The 18,358-nt window shown below is 72.1% G+C and carries 17 protein-coding genes and 1 pseudogene; 7 read left to right on the top strand and 11 right to left on the bottom strand.

Annotated elements, in window-relative coordinates; translation table 11 throughout:
• A partial coding sequence (locus tag KBY19_RS32420; RefSeq protein ID WP_247691653.1) for a glycoside hydrolase family 15 protein occupies nucleotides 1-1,134 on the bottom strand: 1,134 nt, incomplete at its 3' end.
• A gap of 124 nt (nucleotides 1,135-1,258) precedes the next feature.
• Between KBY19_RS32420 and KBY19_RS32415 the strand changes: the two genes are divergently transcribed.
• Nucleotides 1,259-1,678, top strand: a complete 420-nt coding sequence (locus tag KBY19_RS32415) for a CBS domain-containing protein (protein WP_099885498.1) — start codon at nucleotides 1,259-1,261, stop codon at nucleotides 1,676-1,678.
• Between the two features lie 48 nt (nucleotides 1,679-1,726).
• Here KBY19_RS32415 and KBY19_RS32410 read toward each other — a convergent pair whose 3' ends face one another.
• Nucleotides 1,727-2,359, bottom strand: coding sequence for a GNAT family N-acetyltransferase (locus tag KBY19_RS32410; RefSeq protein WP_185018664.1), 633 nt, complete (start codon nucleotides 2,357-2,359; stop codon nucleotides 1,727-1,729).
• Nucleotides 2,360-2,574: 215 nt separating this feature from the next.
• Between KBY19_RS32410 and KBY19_RS32405 the strand changes: the two genes are divergently transcribed.
• Together KBY19_RS32405 and KBY19_RS32400 are read left to right on the top strand one after the other, a co-directional pair.
• The gene (locus KBY19_RS32405) at nucleotides 2,575-2,769 is read left to right on the top strand and encodes a hypothetical protein (protein WP_099885496.1); all 195 of its coding nucleotides are present in this window, start codon (nucleotides 2,575-2,577) and stop codon (nucleotides 2,767-2,769) included.
• Nucleotides 2,770-2,830: 61 nt separating this feature from the next.
• Complete coding sequence (locus KBY19_RS32400; protein WP_099885495.1) at nucleotides 2,831-4,219, top strand: NADP-dependent succinic semialdehyde dehydrogenase; 1,389 nt, start codon at nucleotides 2,831-2,833, stop codon at nucleotides 4,217-4,219.
• A gap of 18 nt (nucleotides 4,220-4,237) precedes the next feature.
• Here KBY19_RS32400 and KBY19_RS32395 read toward each other — a convergent pair whose 3' ends face one another.
• Nucleotides 4,238-5,692, bottom strand: a complete 1,455-nt coding sequence (locus KBY19_RS32395) for a membrane-associated oxidoreductase (RefSeq protein WP_210967268.1) — start codon at nucleotides 5,690-5,692, stop codon at nucleotides 4,238-4,240.
• 167 nt (nucleotides 5,693-5,859) lie between these two features.
• Between KBY19_RS32395 and KBY19_RS32390 the strand changes: the two genes are divergently transcribed.
• Nucleotides 5,860-6,228 carry a nuclear transport factor 2 family protein gene (locus KBY19_RS32390; protein ID WP_099885493.1) on the top strand — a complete coding sequence of 123 codons (369 nt, stop codon included), beginning with the start codon at nucleotides 5,860-5,862 and terminating at the stop codon, nucleotides 6,226-6,228.
• 175 nt (nucleotides 6,229-6,403) lie between these two features.
• Nucleotides 6,404-6,898 (top strand): 2'-5' RNA ligase family protein, encoded by a 495-nt coding sequence (locus KBY19_RS32385; protein ID WP_221507045.1) that lies wholly within the window; start codon nucleotides 6,404-6,406, stop codon nucleotides 6,896-6,898.
• A 30-nt stretch (nucleotides 6,899-6,928) separates the two neighbouring features.
• Here KBY19_RS32385 and KBY19_RS32380 read toward each other — a convergent pair whose 3' ends face one another.
• From KBY19_RS32380 to KBY19_RS32365, 4 genes are all read right to left on the bottom strand, one after another.
• Nucleotides 6,929-7,960 (bottom strand): glutathione S-transferase family protein, encoded by a 1,032-nt coding sequence (locus KBY19_RS32380; RefSeq protein WP_099885492.1) that lies wholly within the window; start codon nucleotides 7,958-7,960, stop codon nucleotides 6,929-6,931.
• 335 nt (nucleotides 7,961-8,295) lie between these two features.
• On the bottom strand, nucleotides 8,296-9,096 hold the full coding sequence (locus KBY19_RS32375; RefSeq protein ID WP_099885491.1) for an alpha/beta fold hydrolase: 801 nt from the start codon (nucleotides 9,094-9,096) through the stop codon (nucleotides 8,296-8,298).
• 91 nt (nucleotides 9,097-9,187) lie between these two features.
• Nucleotides 9,188-10,768 (bottom strand): PTS ascorbate transporter subunit IIC, encoded by a 1,581-nt coding sequence (locus KBY19_RS32370; protein WP_210955047.1) that lies wholly within the window; start codon nucleotides 10,766-10,768, stop codon nucleotides 9,188-9,190.
• Between the two features lie 90 nt (nucleotides 10,769-10,858).
• On the bottom strand, nucleotides 10,859-11,695 hold the full coding sequence (locus tag KBY19_RS32365) for a PTS sugar transporter subunit IIA (RefSeq protein ID WP_099885489.1): 837 nt from the start codon (nucleotides 11,693-11,695) through the stop codon (nucleotides 10,859-10,861).
• A 235-nt stretch (nucleotides 11,696-11,930) separates the two neighbouring features.
• Between KBY19_RS32365 and KBY19_RS32360 the strand changes: the two genes are divergently transcribed.
• A complete protein-coding gene (locus tag KBY19_RS32360; RefSeq protein WP_210967267.1) occupies nucleotides 11,931-13,079 on the top strand; it encodes a Vms1/Ankzf1 family peptidyl-tRNA hydrolase in 1,149 nt (382 codons plus the stop codon).
• A 353-nt stretch (nucleotides 13,080-13,432) separates the two neighbouring features.
• Here KBY19_RS32360 and KBY19_RS32355 read toward each other — a convergent pair.
• The 3 genes and pseudogenes from KBY19_RS32355 to KBY19_RS32345 all read right to left on the bottom strand — a co-directional run.
• Nucleotides 13,433-14,335, bottom strand: a pseudogene (locus tag KBY19_RS32355) (MFS transporter); the annotation flags it as partial.
• 620 nt (nucleotides 14,336-14,955) lie between these two features.
• Nucleotides 14,956-15,498 (bottom strand): lytic polysaccharide monooxygenase auxiliary activity family 9 protein, encoded by a 543-nt coding sequence (locus KBY19_RS32350; protein ID WP_099885487.1) that lies wholly within the window; start codon nucleotides 15,496-15,498, stop codon nucleotides 14,956-14,958.
• 93 nt (nucleotides 15,499-15,591) lie between these two features.
• The gene (locus tag KBY19_RS32345) at nucleotides 15,592-16,428 is read right to left on the bottom strand and encodes a polysaccharide deacetylase family protein (protein WP_210967266.1); all 837 of its coding nucleotides are present in this window, start codon (nucleotides 16,426-16,428) and stop codon (nucleotides 15,592-15,594) included.
• A 181-nt stretch (nucleotides 16,429-16,609) separates the two neighbouring features.
• On the opposite strand from KBY19_RS32345, the gene KBY19_RS32340 reads away from it, so the two are divergent.
• Entirely contained in the window at nucleotides 16,610-17,515 is a 906-nt protein-coding gene (locus KBY19_RS32340) for a phosphotransferase enzyme family protein (protein WP_210967265.1), read from the top strand.
• Between the two features lie 19 nt (nucleotides 17,516-17,534).
• Here the strand turns inward: KBY19_RS32340 and KBY19_RS32335 are convergent.
• The coding region (locus KBY19_RS32335; protein ID WP_247691651.1) for an FGGY-family carbohydrate kinase at nucleotides 17,535-18,358 on the bottom strand (824 nt) is incomplete at its 5' end.

The following is an 18,358-nucleotide window of genomic DNA, read 5'->3' as shown; positions in this document are numbered from 1 at the left end:
CTGGAGGACCTCGCCGAAGGTGTCCAGCTGGAACTGCCGGCCGGCGTGGTTGCCCACCCGGTCGCTGCCGCCCGGGTACCCGCGCAACCCCAGGCTGCGCTCGGCGGGAACGGCTCCGCCCGTGACGGTGTAGGCGGGGCGCAGCGTGTCGCCGTCCTCCAGGATCCGGGCGGTGACGAAGTCGCAGGCGCTGTCCAGCAGCGGATGCGGCCCGTGCGCGGCCACGGCGATACCCGCGTAGGACTGGTCGCGCAGCCAGGCGTATCGGTAGTCGTAGTTGCGGCCCTCGCCCGCGTGCTCGGGCAGCGAGGTGGTGGCCGCCGCCACCATGCCACCCGCGTTGCTGGTCAGCCCGTGCAGTACGGCGTAGGCCTTCCGGGCGTCGCCGGGAGCGATGGTGCTGTCGCAGTCGGGCACGACCTGCCGCCAGCGGCGTTGCGTCTCCTCCCACAGTCCGCGCGCCTCCAGGCTGCCGGTGCTGGCGGCGCGCTCGGTGCTGATCTCCAGGACGAGGTCGCGCTGCTCGCCCTCGCGCAGCGTGAAGGTGCCGCGCAGCGCGCCGTCCACGTCCGGCCGCGCCTCCGGTGCTCCGGACCAGCGCACGCGCAGTCCGCCGCCGGTGGCCGTCCACACCGGCGTGCTCCCGCCGGGCCCGGTCGGCTCCTCGGCCCGCTGCCAGCCGCTCAGTGGGGCGTGCCCGAAACCGGGCCTGGGATCGAGCACCATGGTCACGCCCACACCGGAGGCCGGGGCGCGCTCGACGCTCACCTGGCGCAGCAGCACGAGCCGTTCCGGGTCGGAGGGCAGGGCGAGCGCCTCGCGGGTGAGGAGGACGGCCTGGGAGGTCACCCACCTGCTGACCCGCACGAGTGCGCCGTTCTCGTAGAAGCCGCCGCTGATCTGCCAGTGGTCGGCGGGTCGCACGGTGTACTGCCCCTGGCCGCCGATGAGTTGCGAGAAGACGGCGTCGCTGTCCCAGCGCGGCGCACACAGCCATACCAGCTCGCCGCGCGGGGAGACGAGCGCGCCGCGTTCGCCGTCGCCGAGGAAGGCGTACTCCCGCAGCGCCCAGGGCTCTGTGCCGTCCGGGCCGTCCCGCCGGGCGTCCTGCTGAGTCGGGGCCACGTGCGTCATGTCGGCGACCCTAGTACCCCCTTTCGGCCGGGGCAGACGCCCGGCGTGGCGGCGGCGGTGCGGGGTACCCGGTACCTCCCGCGGCGGCTGCGGGAGCCGCCGCCCGGTCGGAAGGAGTACGGGGATGACGCAGCGGGTGCGCGACATCATGACGCCGGCCCCGGTCGCGGTCGGCACCCTCACCGGCGTCGGTGAGGTCGCGCAGCGGATGCGCGACGAGGACATCGGCGCGGTGCTGGTGACCGAGCGCGACGAGCTACGAGGACTGGTCACCGACCGTGATCTGACCGTCCGGGTGCTGGCCGAGGGGCGCGACCCCCTGCACACGACGGTGCGGGAGGTGTGCAGTCCCGAGTTGGTGAAGGTCTCCCCCGACGACGACACGGGCCGTGCCGCCGAGCTCATGCGCCGCCACGCGCTGCGCCGGCTGCCGGTGGTGGAGGGCTCGGAAGCGGTGGGCGTCGTGGCCCTGGGCGACCTGGCGGTCGAGCGGGACCCGGACTCGACACTGAGCGGGATCAGCGCGGCGTCGGCGAACGCCTGACGGCGCCGCGGGACACGGCCGCGCCCGGTCGGCGCGTGCCCCGCGGGCTCAGCCGACGGCGGGTCCCGCGCCGGGCCGCCGCAGCATCGCCCAGGTGCGCGGTCCGCCGTCGGGCAGGTCGACCTCGGCCGTGACGGTGAAGCCGAGACGCTGGTAGAAGGCCACATTCCGTTCGGAGGAGGTCTCCAGGAAGGCGGGCTGTCCGGCCAGGCCGGCGGCTTCGAGACCGGCGCGTACGACGGCGCTGCCGAGGCCGCCGCCCTGCGCGGCGGGGTCGACACCGACCGTGGCGAGGAACCACGCGGGTTCGGCCGGGCGGTGCGGCGTCAGTGCCCGCTCAGCGGACTCGAAGGCGAAGGCGCGGTCACCGGCCAGTTCCTCCAGCTGCGGGCCGATCTCGGCGAAGCCGGGGGACGGGTCGCGGTCGGGCGTCGTCCACACGGCGACGGCCTGCCCGCCGTCCGCCACCCATACCCGCCCGTACGGTATGCCGATCCGGGTCAGGAAGAGCTCCTGGAAGCGGGCGACGCGCTGCAGGTGGCCGTCGGCGGCGACGACGTGGCGGGTGAAGGCGTAGTCGGCGAACGCGCGCGTGAGGGTGCGCAGCGCTACGGGGACGTCCTTCGGCCCGGCGGGGCGGACCTGTGCGGCGGGGTGTGCCGCGGCACTCCGTTCTGCCATGGGTACTCCTTGTGACGGCGAAGACTGACGCGTCCTGTGGCGGGAGGGCCGCCGCCGACGCGGCAGGCTCGGACACGGCCTGCGGCACAGAAACGATCAAGAGCTGTCGAACGTGCCCGGTTCCGCTTGGTGTGACCGGGCGGATGGGTGTTCCCTGGAGAGAGGGAAATGCCCGAACAGACCTGAATGCCCCTACCTGAGGTGAGGAGCTGGAGATGTCCAAGCGCCAGCCGGACCAGGCAGGAAGCGAGCCCGACCAGATCCGTGGGCCGGAGGAACGCCGGATACACGGCGGTATGCCGGACAAACCCGATGACGAGGCGCTGGCCAAGCGCACGGAGCAGGAGCGGGTCGACGCCGGTGTGGACGACTACGACCCCGAGGACGTCCCGCCCGCCACGGAATCCTGAAGACCCAGACCCCCACCAGGGCCGGCCACGGCCGGCCCGCACCGCTGAGAGGCCGCAAGCCATGCCGATCGCCACGGTGAACCCCGCTGACGGCGAGACCCTCAAAACGTTCGACCCGCTGTCCGACGAGGAGATCGAACAGCGGCTCGCGGACGCCGCCGCGGCTTTCCGCTCCTACCGCACCACCACGTTCGAGGAACGGGCCCGGCTGCTGAACTCGGCGGCCGACCTGCTGGAGCGGGAGGCGAGCGGGGTCGCGCGCGTCATCACGACGGAGATGGGCAAGACCTTGGCCGCCGCCGAGGCGGAGGCCGCCAAGTGCGTCAAGGCGATGCGCTGGTACGCCGAGAACGCCGAGGGGCTGCTGGCGCCCGAGTACCCGGCCGCCGACGACATCGAGGACTCGGGTGCCGTGTGGGCCAGGGTCCGCTACCGCCCGCTGGGCCCGGTACTGGCCGTCATGCCGTGGAACTTCCCGCTCTGGCAGGTCATCAGGTTCGCGGCGCCCGCGCTGATGGCGGGCAACGTCGGGCTCCTCAAGCACGCCTCGAACGTGCCGCAGACCGCTCTCTATCTGGGCGACCTCTTCCACCGGGCGGGCTTCGCACCGGGCTGCTTCCAGACGCTGCTGGTCTCCTCCGGCGCCATCGAGTCGGTGCTGCGGGATCCACGGGTGGTGGCCGCGACCCTCACCGGCAGTGAGGGCGCCGGCCGTTCGGTCGCCTCGGTCGCGGGTGACGAGATCAAGAAGACGGTCCTCGAACTCGGCGGCAGCGACCCCTATCTGGTGATGCCGTCGGCCGACCTCGACGCGGCGGCGCGTACGGCGGTGACCGCGCGTGTGCAGAACAACGGCCAGTCGTGCATCGCCGCCAAGCGCTTCATCGTCCACACCGACGTCTATGACGCGTTCGCCGAACGGTTCACGGCGGGCATGCGGGCGCTGACCGTCGGCGACCCCATGGAGCCCGACACGGATGTCGGCCCGCTCGCCGGCGAGCAGGGCCGCGACGATCTCGAGGAGCTGGTCACCGACGCGCTCACCCAGGGCGCACAGGCACCGTGCGGAGGCCGTCGGCCGGAAGGGCTCGAGCGGGGCTACTACTACGAGCCGACGGTACTGACCGGTGTCACCGACCAGATGCGCATCCACCGCGAGGAGGCGTTCGGCCCGGTGGCCTCGCTCTACCGGGTGCGGGACGCGGACGAGGCCATCGAGCTCGCCAACGACACCCCGTTCGGCCTCAGCTCCAACGTTTGGACGCAGGACGAGTGCGAGATGGACCGCTTCACCCAGGATCTGGAGGCGGGCGGCATCTACTTCAACGGCATGACCGCCTCGCATCCGGCCCTGCCGTTCGGCGGCGTCAAACGCTCCGGCTACGGGCGGGAGCTGTCCGGGCACGGCATCCGCGAGTTCTGCAACACGACCACGGTCTGGCGGGCCTGACCGGCACGCTGTGCCCGGTCAGGACCGGGTCACGGCGCGGTTGACGCCCGTCACGAACGTGGTGGCCAGCACCCAGCCCGCGACGATGAACAGATAGGCCAGCCACTGGTACCCGCCCTGCGGCGCGTAGGCCTTCTCCTGACCGAAGTCGATGATGGGCAGCAGCAGGTCGAGGGCGTAGGCGAAGGCGTTGAACTCGGGCGCCTCGTCCTCCTTGAGCGGGCGCGGCGGACGCAGCCCGAAGGTGAGCGCGCCCAGGAGCAGCAGCCCGGCCAGCCAGCCCGCGGCCCGCATGGGACGGAAGCCGTAGCCGACGGTCACATCCTGCAGATGGCCCCACAGCCGCCCGTACAGCGACAGCGTCCTGCGGTGTCTGCGCTGCTTGGCGAGCTGCACGGTACGCGCCGCGGCGTCGTCGCCGATGTGCCGGTAGGCCGCGGTCAACTGCTCGTACGCGGAGGGAACGTAGCCGTCACCGTCGCGGCCGAGCACCTCCAGCCGCTCGGCCGCGGGCAGGGCGGGGGCGAGCGTGGTGTACGTCAGGCCGTCGAAGCGCACGCTCGCGGGCCACACCTGAGGCTCGGCGTACAACATGTCGATCCGGGCCCGGCGCAGATTGACGACCCCCTCGACGGGTGGCACCTCGCGCAGCCAGAACTCGCCGACGGCGCTACTGCTCGCGCGCAGGGCGACGCCGCCCGGGTTGGACAGCCGCGCGTAGCCGAGGTTGAGCTGGCCGGGAACGGTGACACCACGCAGGTTGACACGGCCCTCGGCGTGCAACCGCATGGCGTGCAGATCGGTGCCCACGGTCAGCGTCTCGGCATGGAGCGCGGTGTCGCCGGGATTCAGCAGCCGGGCGTCGTCGAGCCGGACGAGACCGGCCACGCCCAGCCCTTCGAGCCGGGATCTGCCGTGCACGGTCAGCCGGGTGCCCCGCAGATCCTCGCCGATGGTCGCGTGGTCCAACTTCAACGGAGCTTCGGGCCGTTCGGACGGCTCCCCGCCGGCGTCCGCGGCCGGGGTGCCCAGTACCGCGCGGCTCAGGAACAGCGCCCCCGCGATGCGCGCTCCGGAGAGGGCCACGGCCCCCGGAATGTGGCAGTCGTTGAGCCGCAGTGACCCGTCCACGCGCAGTGTGGTCGCCCACAGCCCCGGCATCCGGCACTCGCTCATGGTGAGCTGCCGGAACTCCGCGCCGTAGAGCACGACGGTCTCCTCGAAGTCGCACGCCCGCAGCGACACCGGGCACGCGACGACACCGGAGTGCAGATTGAGCTCACCGGTGATCCGGGCGCCCCGCAGCCGCAGCGCCGGTATCTCCCCGTCCTCCTCGGGCGCGGCCAGCAGCAGTGAGCGCAGCACCCGGGCCCGAACCGATCGGCCGTCCGCGTCCGTGAGGTCCACCGCGCCGCCCCGGGGGAACGCCTCCCACACCCGCCGCTCCGGCTCCGTCAGTTCGTCGATCTCCACCCGCGGGACTCTTCCCGCACGCCGCGATCACGTCAACTCCGCCCGTACCCGCCCGGTCCGGCGATTACCCCGCGCGTAATCGACCGGACGACGGCTCGGGCGGCATTGTCGTGGCATCGCCGCCGGACGCGACCGGCGGGATCCCACCGAGCCGAGGACGGTACGCCATGAACACCTACGAAGCCGCTGTCGAGCGCTACTTCGCCGCCTGGAACGCGCCGGACGCCGAGAGCCGCGCCAAGGCCGTCGCCGCGGCGTGGACCGAGGACGGCACCTACACCGACCCGCTCGCCCAGGTGTCCGGCCACGACGCGTTGGCCGCCGCGATCGGTGCGGCGCGCGAGCAGTTCCCCGGCTGCGAGTTCCGGCCGACCGGGGTGGTCGACGGGCACCATGACATCGCCCGCTTCTCCTGGGAGCTGGTCGTCACCGCGGACGGCTCCTCCCCCGCCGCGGGCTCCGATGTGCTGACGCTGGCCGAGGACGGCCGGATCGCCTCGGTCAAGGGCTTCCTGGACCGGGTGCCCGGCGCCTGAACCCGGCACTGGGGATAGCGTGCCGCCCGTGGACAGCACGGCAGGCACGGGAAGCACGAGAAGCACTGGAAGCACGGCGGGCACGGGGAGCAGGGAGCTCGGCGATCCGGGCGCGGGTTCGGGCGAAGCGGCCGAAGCGGACGAGGGCTGGCCGGTCACGGCCGGTACGACAGCGCTGAGCGTGCCCGTACCCGAGGCGGACGCGCTCGTCCGCGGCTGGCGGGCGCGGTACGACACGGCGGCACGGCACGGGGGAACAGCACATCTGACGGTGCTGTTCCCCTTTCTGCACCGCGACCGGATACGGACGCCCGAGCGGGCGGCGCTGGCCGCGCTGTTCACCCGGCACCCGCCGTTCACGCTCCGGTTCGAGCGCTGTGGGTCCTTCCCAGGCGTGCTGTACCTGGTGCCGGAGCCCGCGGCGCCGCTGCGTGCCCTCACCGCGGCGGCGGTCGAACGCTGGCCCTCGCACCCGCCCTACGGCGGCCTCTTCGGCGAACTGGAGCCGCATCTGACGGTCGCCAACAGCGGCGACGCCCGCATCCACCGGCACATCGAGGCACGGCTGACCGAGCGGTTGCCGGTGACCGCGCGGATCGACGCGGTCGATCTCGTCGTCCACCGGGCAGGCCGCTGGCAGCCGTGGCTCACCTTCCCGCTGGGCCGCTGAGGTACGAGGGCGCTCCGGCGGGCCGTGGGCTCAGGGGCGGTGCCCCACGGGGATCTGCTCGCCGGCCGGAACGGGACCGGGCGGGGTGCCGTCCCCGAAGGGGCGGCCGCCCAGTTGCTCACGGTGGTGCGGGGTGAGCCAGCCGGACAGGTCGGGTCCGACGGGCACGATCGAGGTGGGATTGACGCCGGTGTGGACGACGTAGTAATGCCGCTTGATGTGGTCGAAGTCGACCGTGTCGCCGAACCCCGGCGTCTGGTACAGGTCCCGCGCATACGCCCACAGCACCGGGTCCTGCTCCAGTTTGTTGCGGTTGCATTTGAAGTGACCGTGGTAGACGGCGTCGAACCGCACCAGCGTGGTGAACAGCCGGATGTCGGCCTCGGTGATGGTGTCGCCCACCAGGTAGCGCTGGTTTCGCAGCCGCTCCGACACCAGGTCCAGGCGACGGAAGACATCGGCGTAGGCCACCTCGTAGTCCTGCTGCGTGGTGGCGAAGCCGGCCCGGTAGACCCCGTTGTTGACGTCCCGGTAGATGCCCTCGGCCACCTCGTCGATCTCGGCGCGCAGCGCCTCCGGGTAGAGGTCGGGCGCGCCCGGCCGGTGCAGTTGTCGCCACTCGGTCGCCAGATCGAGGGTGATCTGCTGGTAGTCGTTGGTGACCAGTTTGCCGCTCGGCACATCCACGATGGCGGGCACGCTGACACCGCCGGGGTAGTCGGTCTCGCGCTTGTCGTAGGCCTCGTGCAGGAAGCGGATGCCGAGCACCGGGTCGCGGTCCTCGGGGTCGAGGGTGAAGCGCCAACTGCGGTCGTCCTGGATCGGGTCGGCGACGGCCAGTGAGAGCGCGCTCTCCAAGCCGAGCAACCGCCGCGAGACCAGGGCTCGGCTGGCCCACGGACACGCGCGGCTGACCACCAGCCGGTAGCGGCCCGCCTCGACGGGCCAGCCGTCCCGGCCGTCGGCCGTGATCCGGTCGGCGAAGTGGCTCTTGGACCTCTTGAACGCCTTCCGGCCGTACTCGGTGTTCCCAGCGCCGTCGGCGGCCTCAGGGGTGCTCATTCCGGTCTCCTTCTGGCAGGTCGGGGCGGAGTCCTTGCTCGCCCGAGCGGTTCTCGGCCGCCCGTGCGCATCCCATCACTCCAGCGCTGCCCCTGCCGAGTACCGACGCGTCAGCAGGGCGATGCGGAGCCGGATACGAGCAGGGCGTTGCGAGTTGCGCGGCAGTGGACCTCGCACGCCCAGGGCAGGACGGTGACCGCCGTGAGCCTGCCCTCGCACGGTGCCGGGTCCGCCTGGTCCGCCGCCGCGCACCGCCGACCGTGGTGAGGGCCCGTGGCGAAGTCCGTGGTGAGGGGCATGGCGAGGGCCGGGCACCCGTCGTCGTGCGGGCCGGCTCAGGTGGTGAGGAAGTCCCGCACCACCGGGGCCAGGTCCTCGGGAGGAACCTGGTGGAAGGCGCCCGGCAGGGAGCGGTACTCGGCGTGCGGCAGCGCCTCGGCCGTCGCCCGGGACGCTTCCTGCAGCACCGGGGTGCTCTCGTCGCTGCTCAGCACGAGGGCGGGCATCCGCACGGCCGCCAGCGTCTCGTCCGGCAGCGTGGCGTCGCCGAGCAGTGCGGTGTCGTAGCACAGCGTGTGGGCGATCTTCTTCATGTCCTCCCAGGCCGGGGACCGGCGGGCGCCTTCGACGGCCTGCGGGGGCAGCCCGATGATCTCCGCGAGGAAGTGGGACACCGCTTCTCCCCGCTCCCCCCGCGCGACGAGCTCGGCCAGCCGTGCCACACGCGCCGGGTCCTGCGGCTGGCCGGCGGCGCCGGTGAAGGGCGGCTCGAAGAGGACGATCCTGCTCAGCGAGGCCCCGCGCGCCGCTCCTTCGAGTACGACCAGGCCACCGGAGGACATCCCGAAGGCGTACGCCTGTCCTCCGTCCTCCTCCCGGCGGACCGCCGCGACGACGGCGGCCAGGTCCTCCGCCTCGCGTGCGGGCGCGTACGGCTCGGTGTCGCCGCTGTCGCCTCTGCCCCGGCGGTCGTACACCACCGCGGACAGCCCCAGGCCCGCCAGCTCCTCGGCGAGCGGCACACCGGCGCCGCGGACGCTGAGCGCGCCGCCGACCAGGACGACGGGCGGGCCGTCACCGAACCGCTCGAAGGCGATCCCGGTGCCGTCGGAGGAGGTGGCGAAGTGCGCAGTCATGGCAGACCCTTCCTGGCTGTGGTGTCGTGCTGGGATTCTTACAGCAGGGACTGACAACCAGGTGGGGAACACGGTGCGGCCCGGAGCCTGTTCAGTCCTCGGGCGGCGGGGGCGGCGTGGGGGCCCCGGCGGGCGGCGCCAGCTTGGCGTAGCGGCGCGGGACCGCACCCGTCGCGGCGCCCGCCGGCGAGGCCGGCGCACCGTCCCCGTCCGTCCCGGGCGGCAGCAGGGCGTCGCGGCGTGCCCCGGGGTCCCAGCCGGGTTCGACGACCCGCTTCTGGACCAGGACGGCGCCCGCCAGCACCACGGCCCCGGTGGCGAGCATCAGCACGATGCCGCCCGTCGGGCCCGCCTTGCCGGCGAAGCCGATGAGGGAGCCGAACCAGCCGAAGTCGGCGTCCCCGAAGGTCGTGTTCGCGTCCCCGAAGGTGCCCAGCACCTTCAGCAGCACGGCGGGCAGCAGCGTGATGAGGATGCCGTTGCAGAAGGCGCCGAGCGCGGCGCCCCGCCTGCCGCCGGTCGCGTTCCCGTAGACGCCGGCCGCGCCACCGGTGAAGAAGTGCGGCACCAGCCCGGGCAGCACCAGCGCGAGCCCGAAGGCCGGGTTGAGCACCCAGGCGAGCAGGGCGAGCGTGCACAGGCCGCCCGCGAAGCTGGAGAGGAAGCCGACGAGCACCGCGTTCTGTGCGTACGGGAAGACGATGGGCGCGTCCAGCGCGGGCACGGCGCCGGGCACGACCTTCTGCGCGATGCCCTGGAAGGCCGGGACGAGTTCCCCGAGGATGGTGCGGACGCCGAAGAGGATGACGGCGACCGCGATGCCGAACTGCAGACCCTGCATGACGGCCTGCATCAGATAGTTGCCGAGGCCGGTGGCGGCTTCGCCGCTGTCGGCGGCGAACGCCTTGAAGGCCGTGGCCCGGCCGGCTTCGACGACGTGGAGAATCGCCATGATCATGTAGATGAGCAGCATGGACAGCGCCGTGGCGACCATCGAGTCGCGCAGGAAGCGCAGCCCCTCGGGCAGCTTCATCTCCTCGGTGCTGCGGCTGCGCTTGCCGACCAGCTGCCCCACCGCGCCGGCCGTCACATAGCCGGCCGTCCCGAAGTGGCCGATGGCGATGCTGTTGTTGCCGGTGATGCGCTTGGTCCAGGGGTGGGCGAAGGCGGGCATCGAGACGAGCAGGATGCCCAGCAGTACACCGCCGACCGTCACCACGACCCAGCCGGACAGCCCCGCGGTCGCCAGCACCATGGTCAGCAGCGTCGCCATGAAGAGCATGTGGTGGCCCGTCAGGAAGACATAACGCAGCGGCGTGCAGCGGGCCAGCAGCAGGCCGAGCCCGAACCCGACGATCATCAGCCAGGCGACGCGGGCACCGAATCTGTCCTGTGCGATACCGACGATCGCCTCGTTGGTGGGGATCACCCCGTGCGCTCCGGTGGCGCCCTGGATCATCTCACCCAGGGGCGCCAGCGAGCTGACGACCAGCCCCGCGCCCGCGCCGATCAGCAGAAAGCCCAGCGTGGCCTTGATGGCACCGCCGACGATCTGCCCCGCCGACTTCTTCAGGGCCAGCAGACCGGCCGCCGTGATGAGACCGATGAGATACGCGGGAACGCTCAGGATCTCCTTGACGAGAAACTGCGCGATCGTGACCAGCCAGTCCATGGAGCCTTCCGCTTCGTGCCGTGCTCGGGTGGTTCTTCGGTGGCCCTCGGTGAGACCGTCGGTGGGGCGCCGGGCAGAGGTGACGCGTCCTCACACGTCGTAGGTGTCGCGCAGGGTGGCGTCCACCTCCTTCACGCTGGTGAAGTCCTCCACGACCTTCACCGGAACGCCGACGTCCCCGAGGGTCCTGGCGATCTCACGCGAGGTGAGGATGGCCGCCGCCTCTGACGCCTTGCCCTTCGCGGAGATGGTGTCGGTGGCCTCCACCGTGATGTGCCGGTCCCAGCCCCAGCGGTCGAGGACCTGCTCCAGGGTGTTCTTGAGGAAGAGGCTGGTGCCCACGCCGTTGCCGCAGACGGTGAGGATCTTCTGCACGGCCGGTCCGCCGGCCTGTGCGCCCCGCTCCCCGTCGGTCCGCTCACCGGTCGACCGCCCGCCGTCGGTGGCCTGCTGCGACTCCTGCGACCCTTCCCCCGGCTCCCGCTCCGCCAGCGCCCGGTGCAGCTGCTCGGGGTCCGACGCGGTGCGCAGGGCAGCCTCGGTCGCCGGGTCGCCCAGCAGCCGGGCGAGGGCCGCCATGGCCGCCGTGTGGGCGCCGGATTCCTCGGCCGCCAGCGCCACGACGAGGGTGACAGGGTCGTTCGTCTCGTGCCCGAACGCGACCGGCTCCGCCAGCCGCACCCACGACATGCCCGTGCGACGCACCGCGGGCGACGGGCGGGCGTGGGCGAAGGCGAAGCCGGGCGCGATGACGATGTAGGGCCCGTTCTCCTCGACGTTGCGGATCATCTCGTCCGTGTACGCGTCGGTAGTGACACCCCGTGTGACCAGCAGTTCGCCCGCCGCGCGGAGCGCGCCGCGCCAGTCGGCGGCGGTCACCTCCAGCCGGATCGCCTCGGGGGGCAGAAGTTCGCTCAGTGACGCCATGCCCGGATACTGACACGCCGCATCGCACGGCTGTTCGGCGGCTCCCGGCTCGGGGCCGGGCGGCGGCCCCGCCTGCCATGGGGCCCGTGTCGACGCCGGTGGCCAGGGGTACCCGCGCGGCCTGCGGGTGGTCACGGTCGCCACGGAGCGCACCGGCGACGACACACCACTGCGCGGATACAGCCAACTGAGCCGACACAAGCACAACGCGCCCCCCAAGTAGCAGGGAGGAAACATGCGCCTCGATTCCCTCGCACCCCTACTCGACCGGAACGGGCCGTGGGCAACCGTCTACACGAGTACGGCACGAGCCACCGAGACCTCCGGTGACGAGCGCCGGCTGACGGCCCGCGCCGCGGGGGACGAGCTGGCGCGGCAGGGGGCCGACGCGTCCACCGTGGACGCCGTCCACGATCATCTGTCCGCGCTCTCCCCCCGGACCCGGCCGCAGGGCAGCGTGGTGTTCGCCGCGGACGGCGACATCGTGCTCGAACTGCCGTTGAACAAGGCTCCCGACCGCAACGAGGTCAGCTGGTCGGCGCTGCCGCACCTGGCGCCGCTGCCGGAACTCCTGGGGGAGAATCCGCGCTGCCTCACGGCGCGCATCGACCGAACCGGCGCGGACTTCGAACTGGTGGACGCGCACGGCACCCACAGCGCCGGGCAGGCCACCGGCGAGGAGTGGCCCATCCACCGCAACGCCACCGGCGAGCTGTCGGAGAAGCACTTCCAGCTCCGTGTGGAGAACACCTGGGAGAGCAACGCCGGGCTGATCGCCGAAACGATCGAACGCCGCTTCCAGGACACCGGCGCCGATGTGCTGGTCCTCAGCGGCGACCCACGCGAGCGGCGTGCCGTCCACGAGCGGCTGCCCGAGCAGTTGCGGTCCATCGCCGTGGAGACCTCGCACGGTGGCCGTGCGGCAGGCTCCTCGTCGGAGCTCCTGGACCGGGAGACGGCACGGGCCCGCGCAGAGTTCGTCGCGCGGCACACCGCTCAGGCGCTGGACACGATGCGGGCCGCCCACATGCCCGGACCCGCTCCCGCCGGGTCGGGCACCGCCGAGACGGTGCCCGCGCTGGTGGAGGCGGCACGTGAGCACCGGGTCGACACCCTGCTGCTGCGGCCGGGCGGCCCGGACCGGGACCGCGAGGTGTGGGTCGGCGACGGTTCCGACCAGGTGGCCGTGCGCCGCTCCGAGCTGCAGTACCTCGGGGCGACCGAGCCCGCGCCCGCGCGTGCCGACGACGCGCTGCTGCGCAACGCGTTGGCGACCGACGCGGAGGTGCTGGTCGCCGACCCGCAGGAAGAGCTGCCGGTCGGTGGCCTGGGGGCGCTGCTGCGCTGGACACACCCGGACGAGCGGGCCACCGCGGTGCCGTGACGCCGCCGCTCCGGCTGCCGTGCGCCGGCCCGCCGCGGCGGGGAGAAGGTGAGGTTCCGCTCGCCCTTCTCTCCGCCCGTCGTCGTGGCCCGCGGGGGGCGTCGTACGCCCCGGCCGCATAACGCCTCCGATTTGACGCTCTTCCAGGAGGCGGTGGAGGGCGCGACCTCCCAGGAGCGCGAGCCGCGGTCCAGCCACCCCGACAGGAGTCCGAAGCAGGCGCCCGCCAGCGCCAGCAGGGCCCCCAGCCAGCTCGGGGAGGTGAGGCCGAAGCCGGCCGCGATGACGACTCCGCCGAGCGAGGCGCCCAGCGAGTTGGCGATGTTGAAGGCGGACTGGATGCTGGCGGAGCCGAGTTCGGGGGCGTCCCTGCCGTGGTCGAGGATGCGGGCCTGGACGCTGGGGATGGCGGCCATGCCCGCGATGCCGGTGAGGAACACATTGACGGCGACCAGGACGGTGTTCTGCGCCGTCAGCAGGAACATGCTCAGCGACAGGGCCAGTGCGAGCAGGGCGCCGCACATGGTGCGTACCGGCCAGTCGGCGAGCCGTCCACCGAGCATGGTGCCCACCGTCATTCCGGCCCCGGACAGGGCCAGCAGTGCGGTGGCCGCCGTAGGGGTGTAGCCGCTGACCTGGGTCACCAGGGGTTGGATGTAGGTGTAGAACGAGGACGTGCCGGCGAAGCCGAACACCACCACGGCGTAGGCGAGCCACACCTGCGGTCTTTTGAATATGCCAAGTTCACCGCGGACGGTGCCTCTGCCGGGTTCCTGTTGCACGGGGATCAGGGTCGCCAGGGAGACGAGCCCCAGCAGACCGATGCCCGCCACGACGATGAACGTCCACCGCCAGCCGACCGTCTGTCCGAGCAGGGTGCCCAGCGGCGAGCCGACGATGTTGGCCATCGGCACACCGACCAGCACCACCGAAAGGGCTCTGCCGCGTTTTTCGGGCGCGACGAGCCCGGCTGCGACAACAGCGCCGATTCCGAAGAACACACCGTGCGGGAGCCCCGCCATAAAGCGTGCCGCCAGCAGCAGTTCATGGCTCGGGACAAGGGCTGACGCTGTGTTTCCGAAAATGAACAGGCCGGTCATCGCGATCAGTATTGTCTTACGGCGGATCCGCATACCCGCGAGGGTGAGAAGCGGTGCCCCGATCACGACACCGAGTGAGTAGAAGGACACATAGCCACCCGCAGCGGAGATGCTCACTCCCATGTCGGAGGCGGCCTCGGGCAGTAGACCTATCATCACGAACTCGGCCGTGCCCGCACCGAACGTTGCAATGGCCAGAGCCAGGAGGGCAAGGGGCAACGGGACCTCCTTGCAGGAGTGGGGGTTTCGGGCTGCCCGGCTCGCCTCGGCGGGCCGTTCCTTGAAAAGAAGCGTGCCGCAATACAGGATTCGAGCAAACGGTTTCCCCATAAGGCTGTCCATAATAGGAATCCAGCCTTTCCCTGAACTCCCCCTGGAATCAAGGCAGTCGAGTCGCAAAGCGACCAAGAAGCCAGCCGTGGAACGCCGATGATTCGGCGTGTCGCCCGCAGACTCGCCGATCGCCTTGCGGGCAAAGAGAGTTGGCGGTGGCCAATGCGTCGGTTGTGACGCAAGAATTGCGGTTACCCGCGAGTGAATTGCGCGCGGGTAACCGAATGACGAAATCAGATCGGTACGGGCCGCGGAAGGTCGGCGACCGGCGGAAGGAGGCGCGGATCGGGCCGCGCCGCGCACTCGGCCGCGCACGACCACGGCCACCCCCGACGGGGTGGCCGTGAGCCGCCCGTCGGGCCGGGAGTGGGCCGGCCGTCGGGCGTGGGGCCACCCGGCCGGGGGGAGGTGGAGTCACCCCGGCCGGGAGGCGGGTGGCCGCGTCAGCCGCCGATGTTGACGTCGACGCAGGCGTAGAAGGCGTTGGCCGTGTCCGCGACGTTCCACACCGCGAGCACCTTCTGTTTGCCGGTGAATCCTTGGAAGTTGACGTTGTGCGAGACGTACTCCGGGGGCTTGGCGCCACCGTCGTCGAACTCGGCGATCTTCGTGTTGCCGATGAAGTACTGCCAGGTGGAGGTGCGGTGCTGGGCCGTCAGCTTCCAGTTGAAGGTGGCCGAGCGGCCGACGTTGGTGACCTTCCACCCCTTGTTGTCGTCGCGCAGTTCGGCGAAGCGCGAGTTGCCGCCGGCGCAGTCCTTGAGCCCCTTGGGGCCCTCGACGCTCTGCGGTTCCCACTTGATCTGGCCGCAGGAGACGACTCCGGTGGCGCACTGGGCCTGCCGGCTCGCGGGGTTGGTGACCCAGCCGTGCGCGTTGGCAGGGGTCGCCGTGAGGCCCAGGACCAGGACGGGTGCGAGGCCGGCGCCGGTCAGCGCCGCCACCTTCCGTCTGCTGTGCTGCTTCTGACGCGTCGTTCGGTGCATCTCAGCTCCTTCGGTGGGGGGAGAGCACACAGTGGGGATTGGTCTAGACTTTAACCACTGACCGTGGCCGGTCAACCCTTCGGAACGCTGCAGTCAGGCCTTCGGGAAGCTGAAGCTGTACCCCTGTTCCTTCAGCCACGGCAGCAACTGCTGTAGCGCCTGATAGGACTCGGAGCGGTCCCCGCCACCGTCGTGGAACAGGAGCACCGCCCCGTCCTCGACCTGTTCCTTGGCGTGCCGGACTATCGCCTCCGTACCGGGCAGCTGCCAGTCCCCCGGGTCGACGATCCAGCCGAGCGGCCGCATGCCGTGCTCGGCCGCGATCCGACGGCTGGCCGGGGTGAAGGCCCCGCCCGGGGCGCGGTAGTAGTGGACGCGCGCACCGCCGGACGCCTTGTCGATCATGCGCTTGGCACCGAGTATCTGCTGCTTCTGGTAGGCCACCGACTTGTGGTCCATACCCGTGTCGTGGTCGACCGAGTGGTCGCACAGCCGGTGCCCCTCGGCGACGATCTGCTTGACGAGCTTCGGATGGCGCTCGGCGTTCGGACCTATCAGACAGAAGGTCGCCTTGACGTGGTAGCGGCGCAGCAGATCCAGCGTCTTGGGCGTCCACTCCGGGTGCGGACCGTCGTCCAGGGTGAGCGAGACCGAGCGGCCGCCGGCGACCGTGTGGTGGCTTATCGACCGGCTGACCTTCCGGGGCGCCTTCGGCTTCGCCGGCTTCGCGTGGGACGGCCTGTGGGCGGGAGCCGCGGCCTGCTGCTGCACACGCGCCGCCCGCACGCTCTGCTCCCAGCCGGGGTGCCGGCCGGAGGCGGCGGCCCCCGCACTCGTCCCGACGAACGCCGTCAGCAGACCGACCGCCACCGTTCCCACCGCGGCGACTGTCGCCACGGTCCCCGGCCTGCTGCCCCGCTTGCTGCGCACTACTGCTCCCAACTGCCCGTTTTCACCGAACTTGTCAATGATGCAGACCTCTCGGCGGGATCATCGGTTGCGTCGCGGAGATGAGAGATACGCCGCATTTGAGACGGGGGCTGTGCGGCGACGGACGGGGCACCCTGACAGCCTGGTGGAAGATCGACCAAGAGCAGGGAGAGCACAGGCGATGGCGAGCAGCGTGGCATTCACCGAGGATCTGGCGCGGGAGGTGCTGGCCGCGGCGACGGGCGGCCCCGGCGGTACGGCGGAACTGCTGTCCCTCGGCGAGAACGCCGTCTTCGCCCTGGGCGGGACCGTCGTACGCATCGGCCGGGACCCGGGACTGCTGGCGCGCGCCGAGCACGAACTGCGGGTGGCGACCTGGCTGGAGCGCGAGGGCGTGCCCGCGGTCCGCGCGGCCGAACCACGGGCCCGGCTCGTCGGGGACCACCCGGTCTCCTTCTGGCAGCGGCTCCCCGCCGCGGTGCGCCCCGCGGGCGCCGCCGACCTGGCCGGGCTGCTGCGGCTCGTCCACGCGCTGGAGGAGCCCGAGTTCACCTCCCCAGGTTCATCGGGCACGGGGTGCCCGCTGCCCGCACGGGACCTGCTGAGCGGGATCGAGCGGTGGCTGCGGCTGGCCGGGGACGCGGTACCGCGCGAGGACGCCGCCTTCCTGCGGGCGCGCCGGGACGACATCCTCGCCGCGCTGCCCGGACTCGTCCCTCATCTGCGGCCGGGTCCGGTGCACGGGGACGCGTTGCCCCGGAACGTCCACGTCACCCCGCAGGGACCGCTGCTGGTGGACCTGGAGACGTTCTCCTCGGACCTGCGCGAACACGATCTTGTCGTGATGGCGCTCAGTCTGGACCGCTACGGACTGCCGGAGCAGGAGTACGAGGCGTTCTGCGCCACCTACGGCTGGGACGTGCGCGAGTGGGAGGGGTGCGCGGTGCTCCGGGGAGCGCGCGAGACGGCAAGCTGCGCGTGGGTTGCGCAACACGCGCCGGGCAATCCGGCGGCACGCGCCGAGTTCCAGCGGCGGGTGACCTCACTGCGCGAGTCGGATCCCACGGTGCGCTGGCACCCCTTCTGAGGCAGGCCGGTACGTCCCCTCACAGCCACCCCCGGTCGGTCAGCTCCTCGGTGAAGCGGGCGTAGGAGTCGTCCAGGGCCGCCTTCTCCCGGGGGTCCGGTTCGACGAGCCGGCCCTCCCCCGTCATGGCGGCGGCGGCCTTCTCCAGCGTGGGGTACAGGGTTCCGGTGGCCGCCAGTAGTGCGGCACCGAAGGCGGTTTCCGCCCGGTCCGCCACGCGCAGGGGCATATCCAGCACGGTGGCCCGGATGCGGGTCCACAGCGGGCTGCGGCTGCCGCCGCCCGCCGCGTAGAGCGGAGCCGTGACCGGCACGCCGAGCGCCGCGATCCGCTCCAGGGCGAGCCGTTCCAGGAAGGCGACGCCCTCCAGATCTGCGCGGTGCCGGTCGGTGTCGTCGGCCGGGGTGCCGAGGGTGAAGCCACGGGCCGGGCCCGCCACGAACGGGAAGCGTTCGCCCTCCCGGCGCAGCGGATAGCTCACGCAGGAGGCCGGACCACGGGCGGCGGCTGCCTCGTCCAGCGCGGACAGCCGCTCGGCGGTCCGGTGGGCGAGGGCTTCGCCGCCGGTGTTGGAGGCGCCGCCCGGCAGCCACCAGCCGTCCGGGTGCCGGTGGCTGTAGAGGGCACCGGCCGGATCGGTGACCAGGTCGCGGCTGACGCCCTTGAGGACGTAGGTGGTGCCGAGGACGCCCACGAACTGGCCGGGTGCCACCGCGCCGGTGGCGAGCTGGCCGGCGCAGCCGTCCGTCATACCGAGCCGCACCTCGCAGCCGACGGGCAGCCCCGTCTCGGCCGCCGCCTCCGCGCAGACGCTGCCTGCCGCGGTGCCCGGCGGCTGTACGG

The organism is Streptomyces sp. B15, from assembly GCF_018070605.1.
GTDB lineage: Bacteria > Actinomycetota > Actinomycetes > Streptomycetales > Streptomycetaceae > Streptomyces > Streptomyces smyrnaeus.
Note: the sequence above shows the minus strand (reverse complement) of the source record. Positions and strands in the feature narration are given on the sequence as shown.

Bases quoted from the DNA above. Each gene is read 5' to 3' on its own strand.
- KBY19_RS32415 (WP_099885498.1), top strand. From the start codon at position 1,259: ATGACGCAGCGGGTGCGCGACATCATGACGCCGGCCCCGGTCGCGGTC.
- KBY19_RS32410 (WP_185018664.1), bottom strand. From the start codon at position 2,359: ATGGCAGAACGGAGTGCCGCGGCACACCCCGCCGCACAGGTCCGCCCC.
- KBY19_RS32405 (WP_099885496.1), top strand. From the start codon at position 2,575: ATGTCCAAGCGCCAGCCGGACCAGGCAGGAAGCGAGCCCGACCAGATC.
- KBY19_RS32400 (WP_099885495.1), top strand. From the start codon at position 2,831: ATGCCGATCGCCACGGTGAACCCCGCTGACGGCGAGACCCTCAAAACG.
- KBY19_RS32390 (WP_099885493.1), top strand. From the start codon at position 5,860: ATGAACACCTACGAAGCCGCTGTCGAGCGCTACTTCGCCGCCTGGAAC.
- KBY19_RS32380 (WP_099885492.1), bottom strand. From the start codon at position 7,960: ATGAGCACCCCTGAGGCCGCCGACGGCGCTGGGAACACCGAGTACGGC.
- KBY19_RS32375 (WP_099885491.1), bottom strand. From the start codon at position 9,096: ATGACTGCGCACTTCGCCACCTCCTCCGACGGCACCGGGATCGCCTTC.
- KBY19_RS32370 (WP_210955047.1), bottom strand. From the start codon at position 10,768: ATGGACTGGCTGGTCACGATCGCGCAGTTTCTCGTCAAGGAGATCCTG.
- KBY19_RS32365 (WP_099885489.1), bottom strand. From the start codon at position 11,695: ATGGCGTCACTGAGCGAACTTCTGCCCCCCGAGGCGATCCGGCTGGAG.
- KBY19_RS32360 (WP_210967267.1), top strand. From the start codon at position 11,931: ATGCGCCTCGATTCCCTCGCACCCCTACTCGACCGGAACGGGCCGTGG.
- KBY19_RS32350 (WP_099885487.1), bottom strand. From the start codon at position 15,498: ATGCACCGAACGACGCGTCAGAAGCAGCACAGCAGACGGAAGGTGGCG.
- KBY19_RS32340 (WP_210967265.1), top strand. From the start codon at position 16,610: ATGGCGAGCAGCGTGGCATTCACCGAGGATCTGGCGCGGGAGGTGCTG.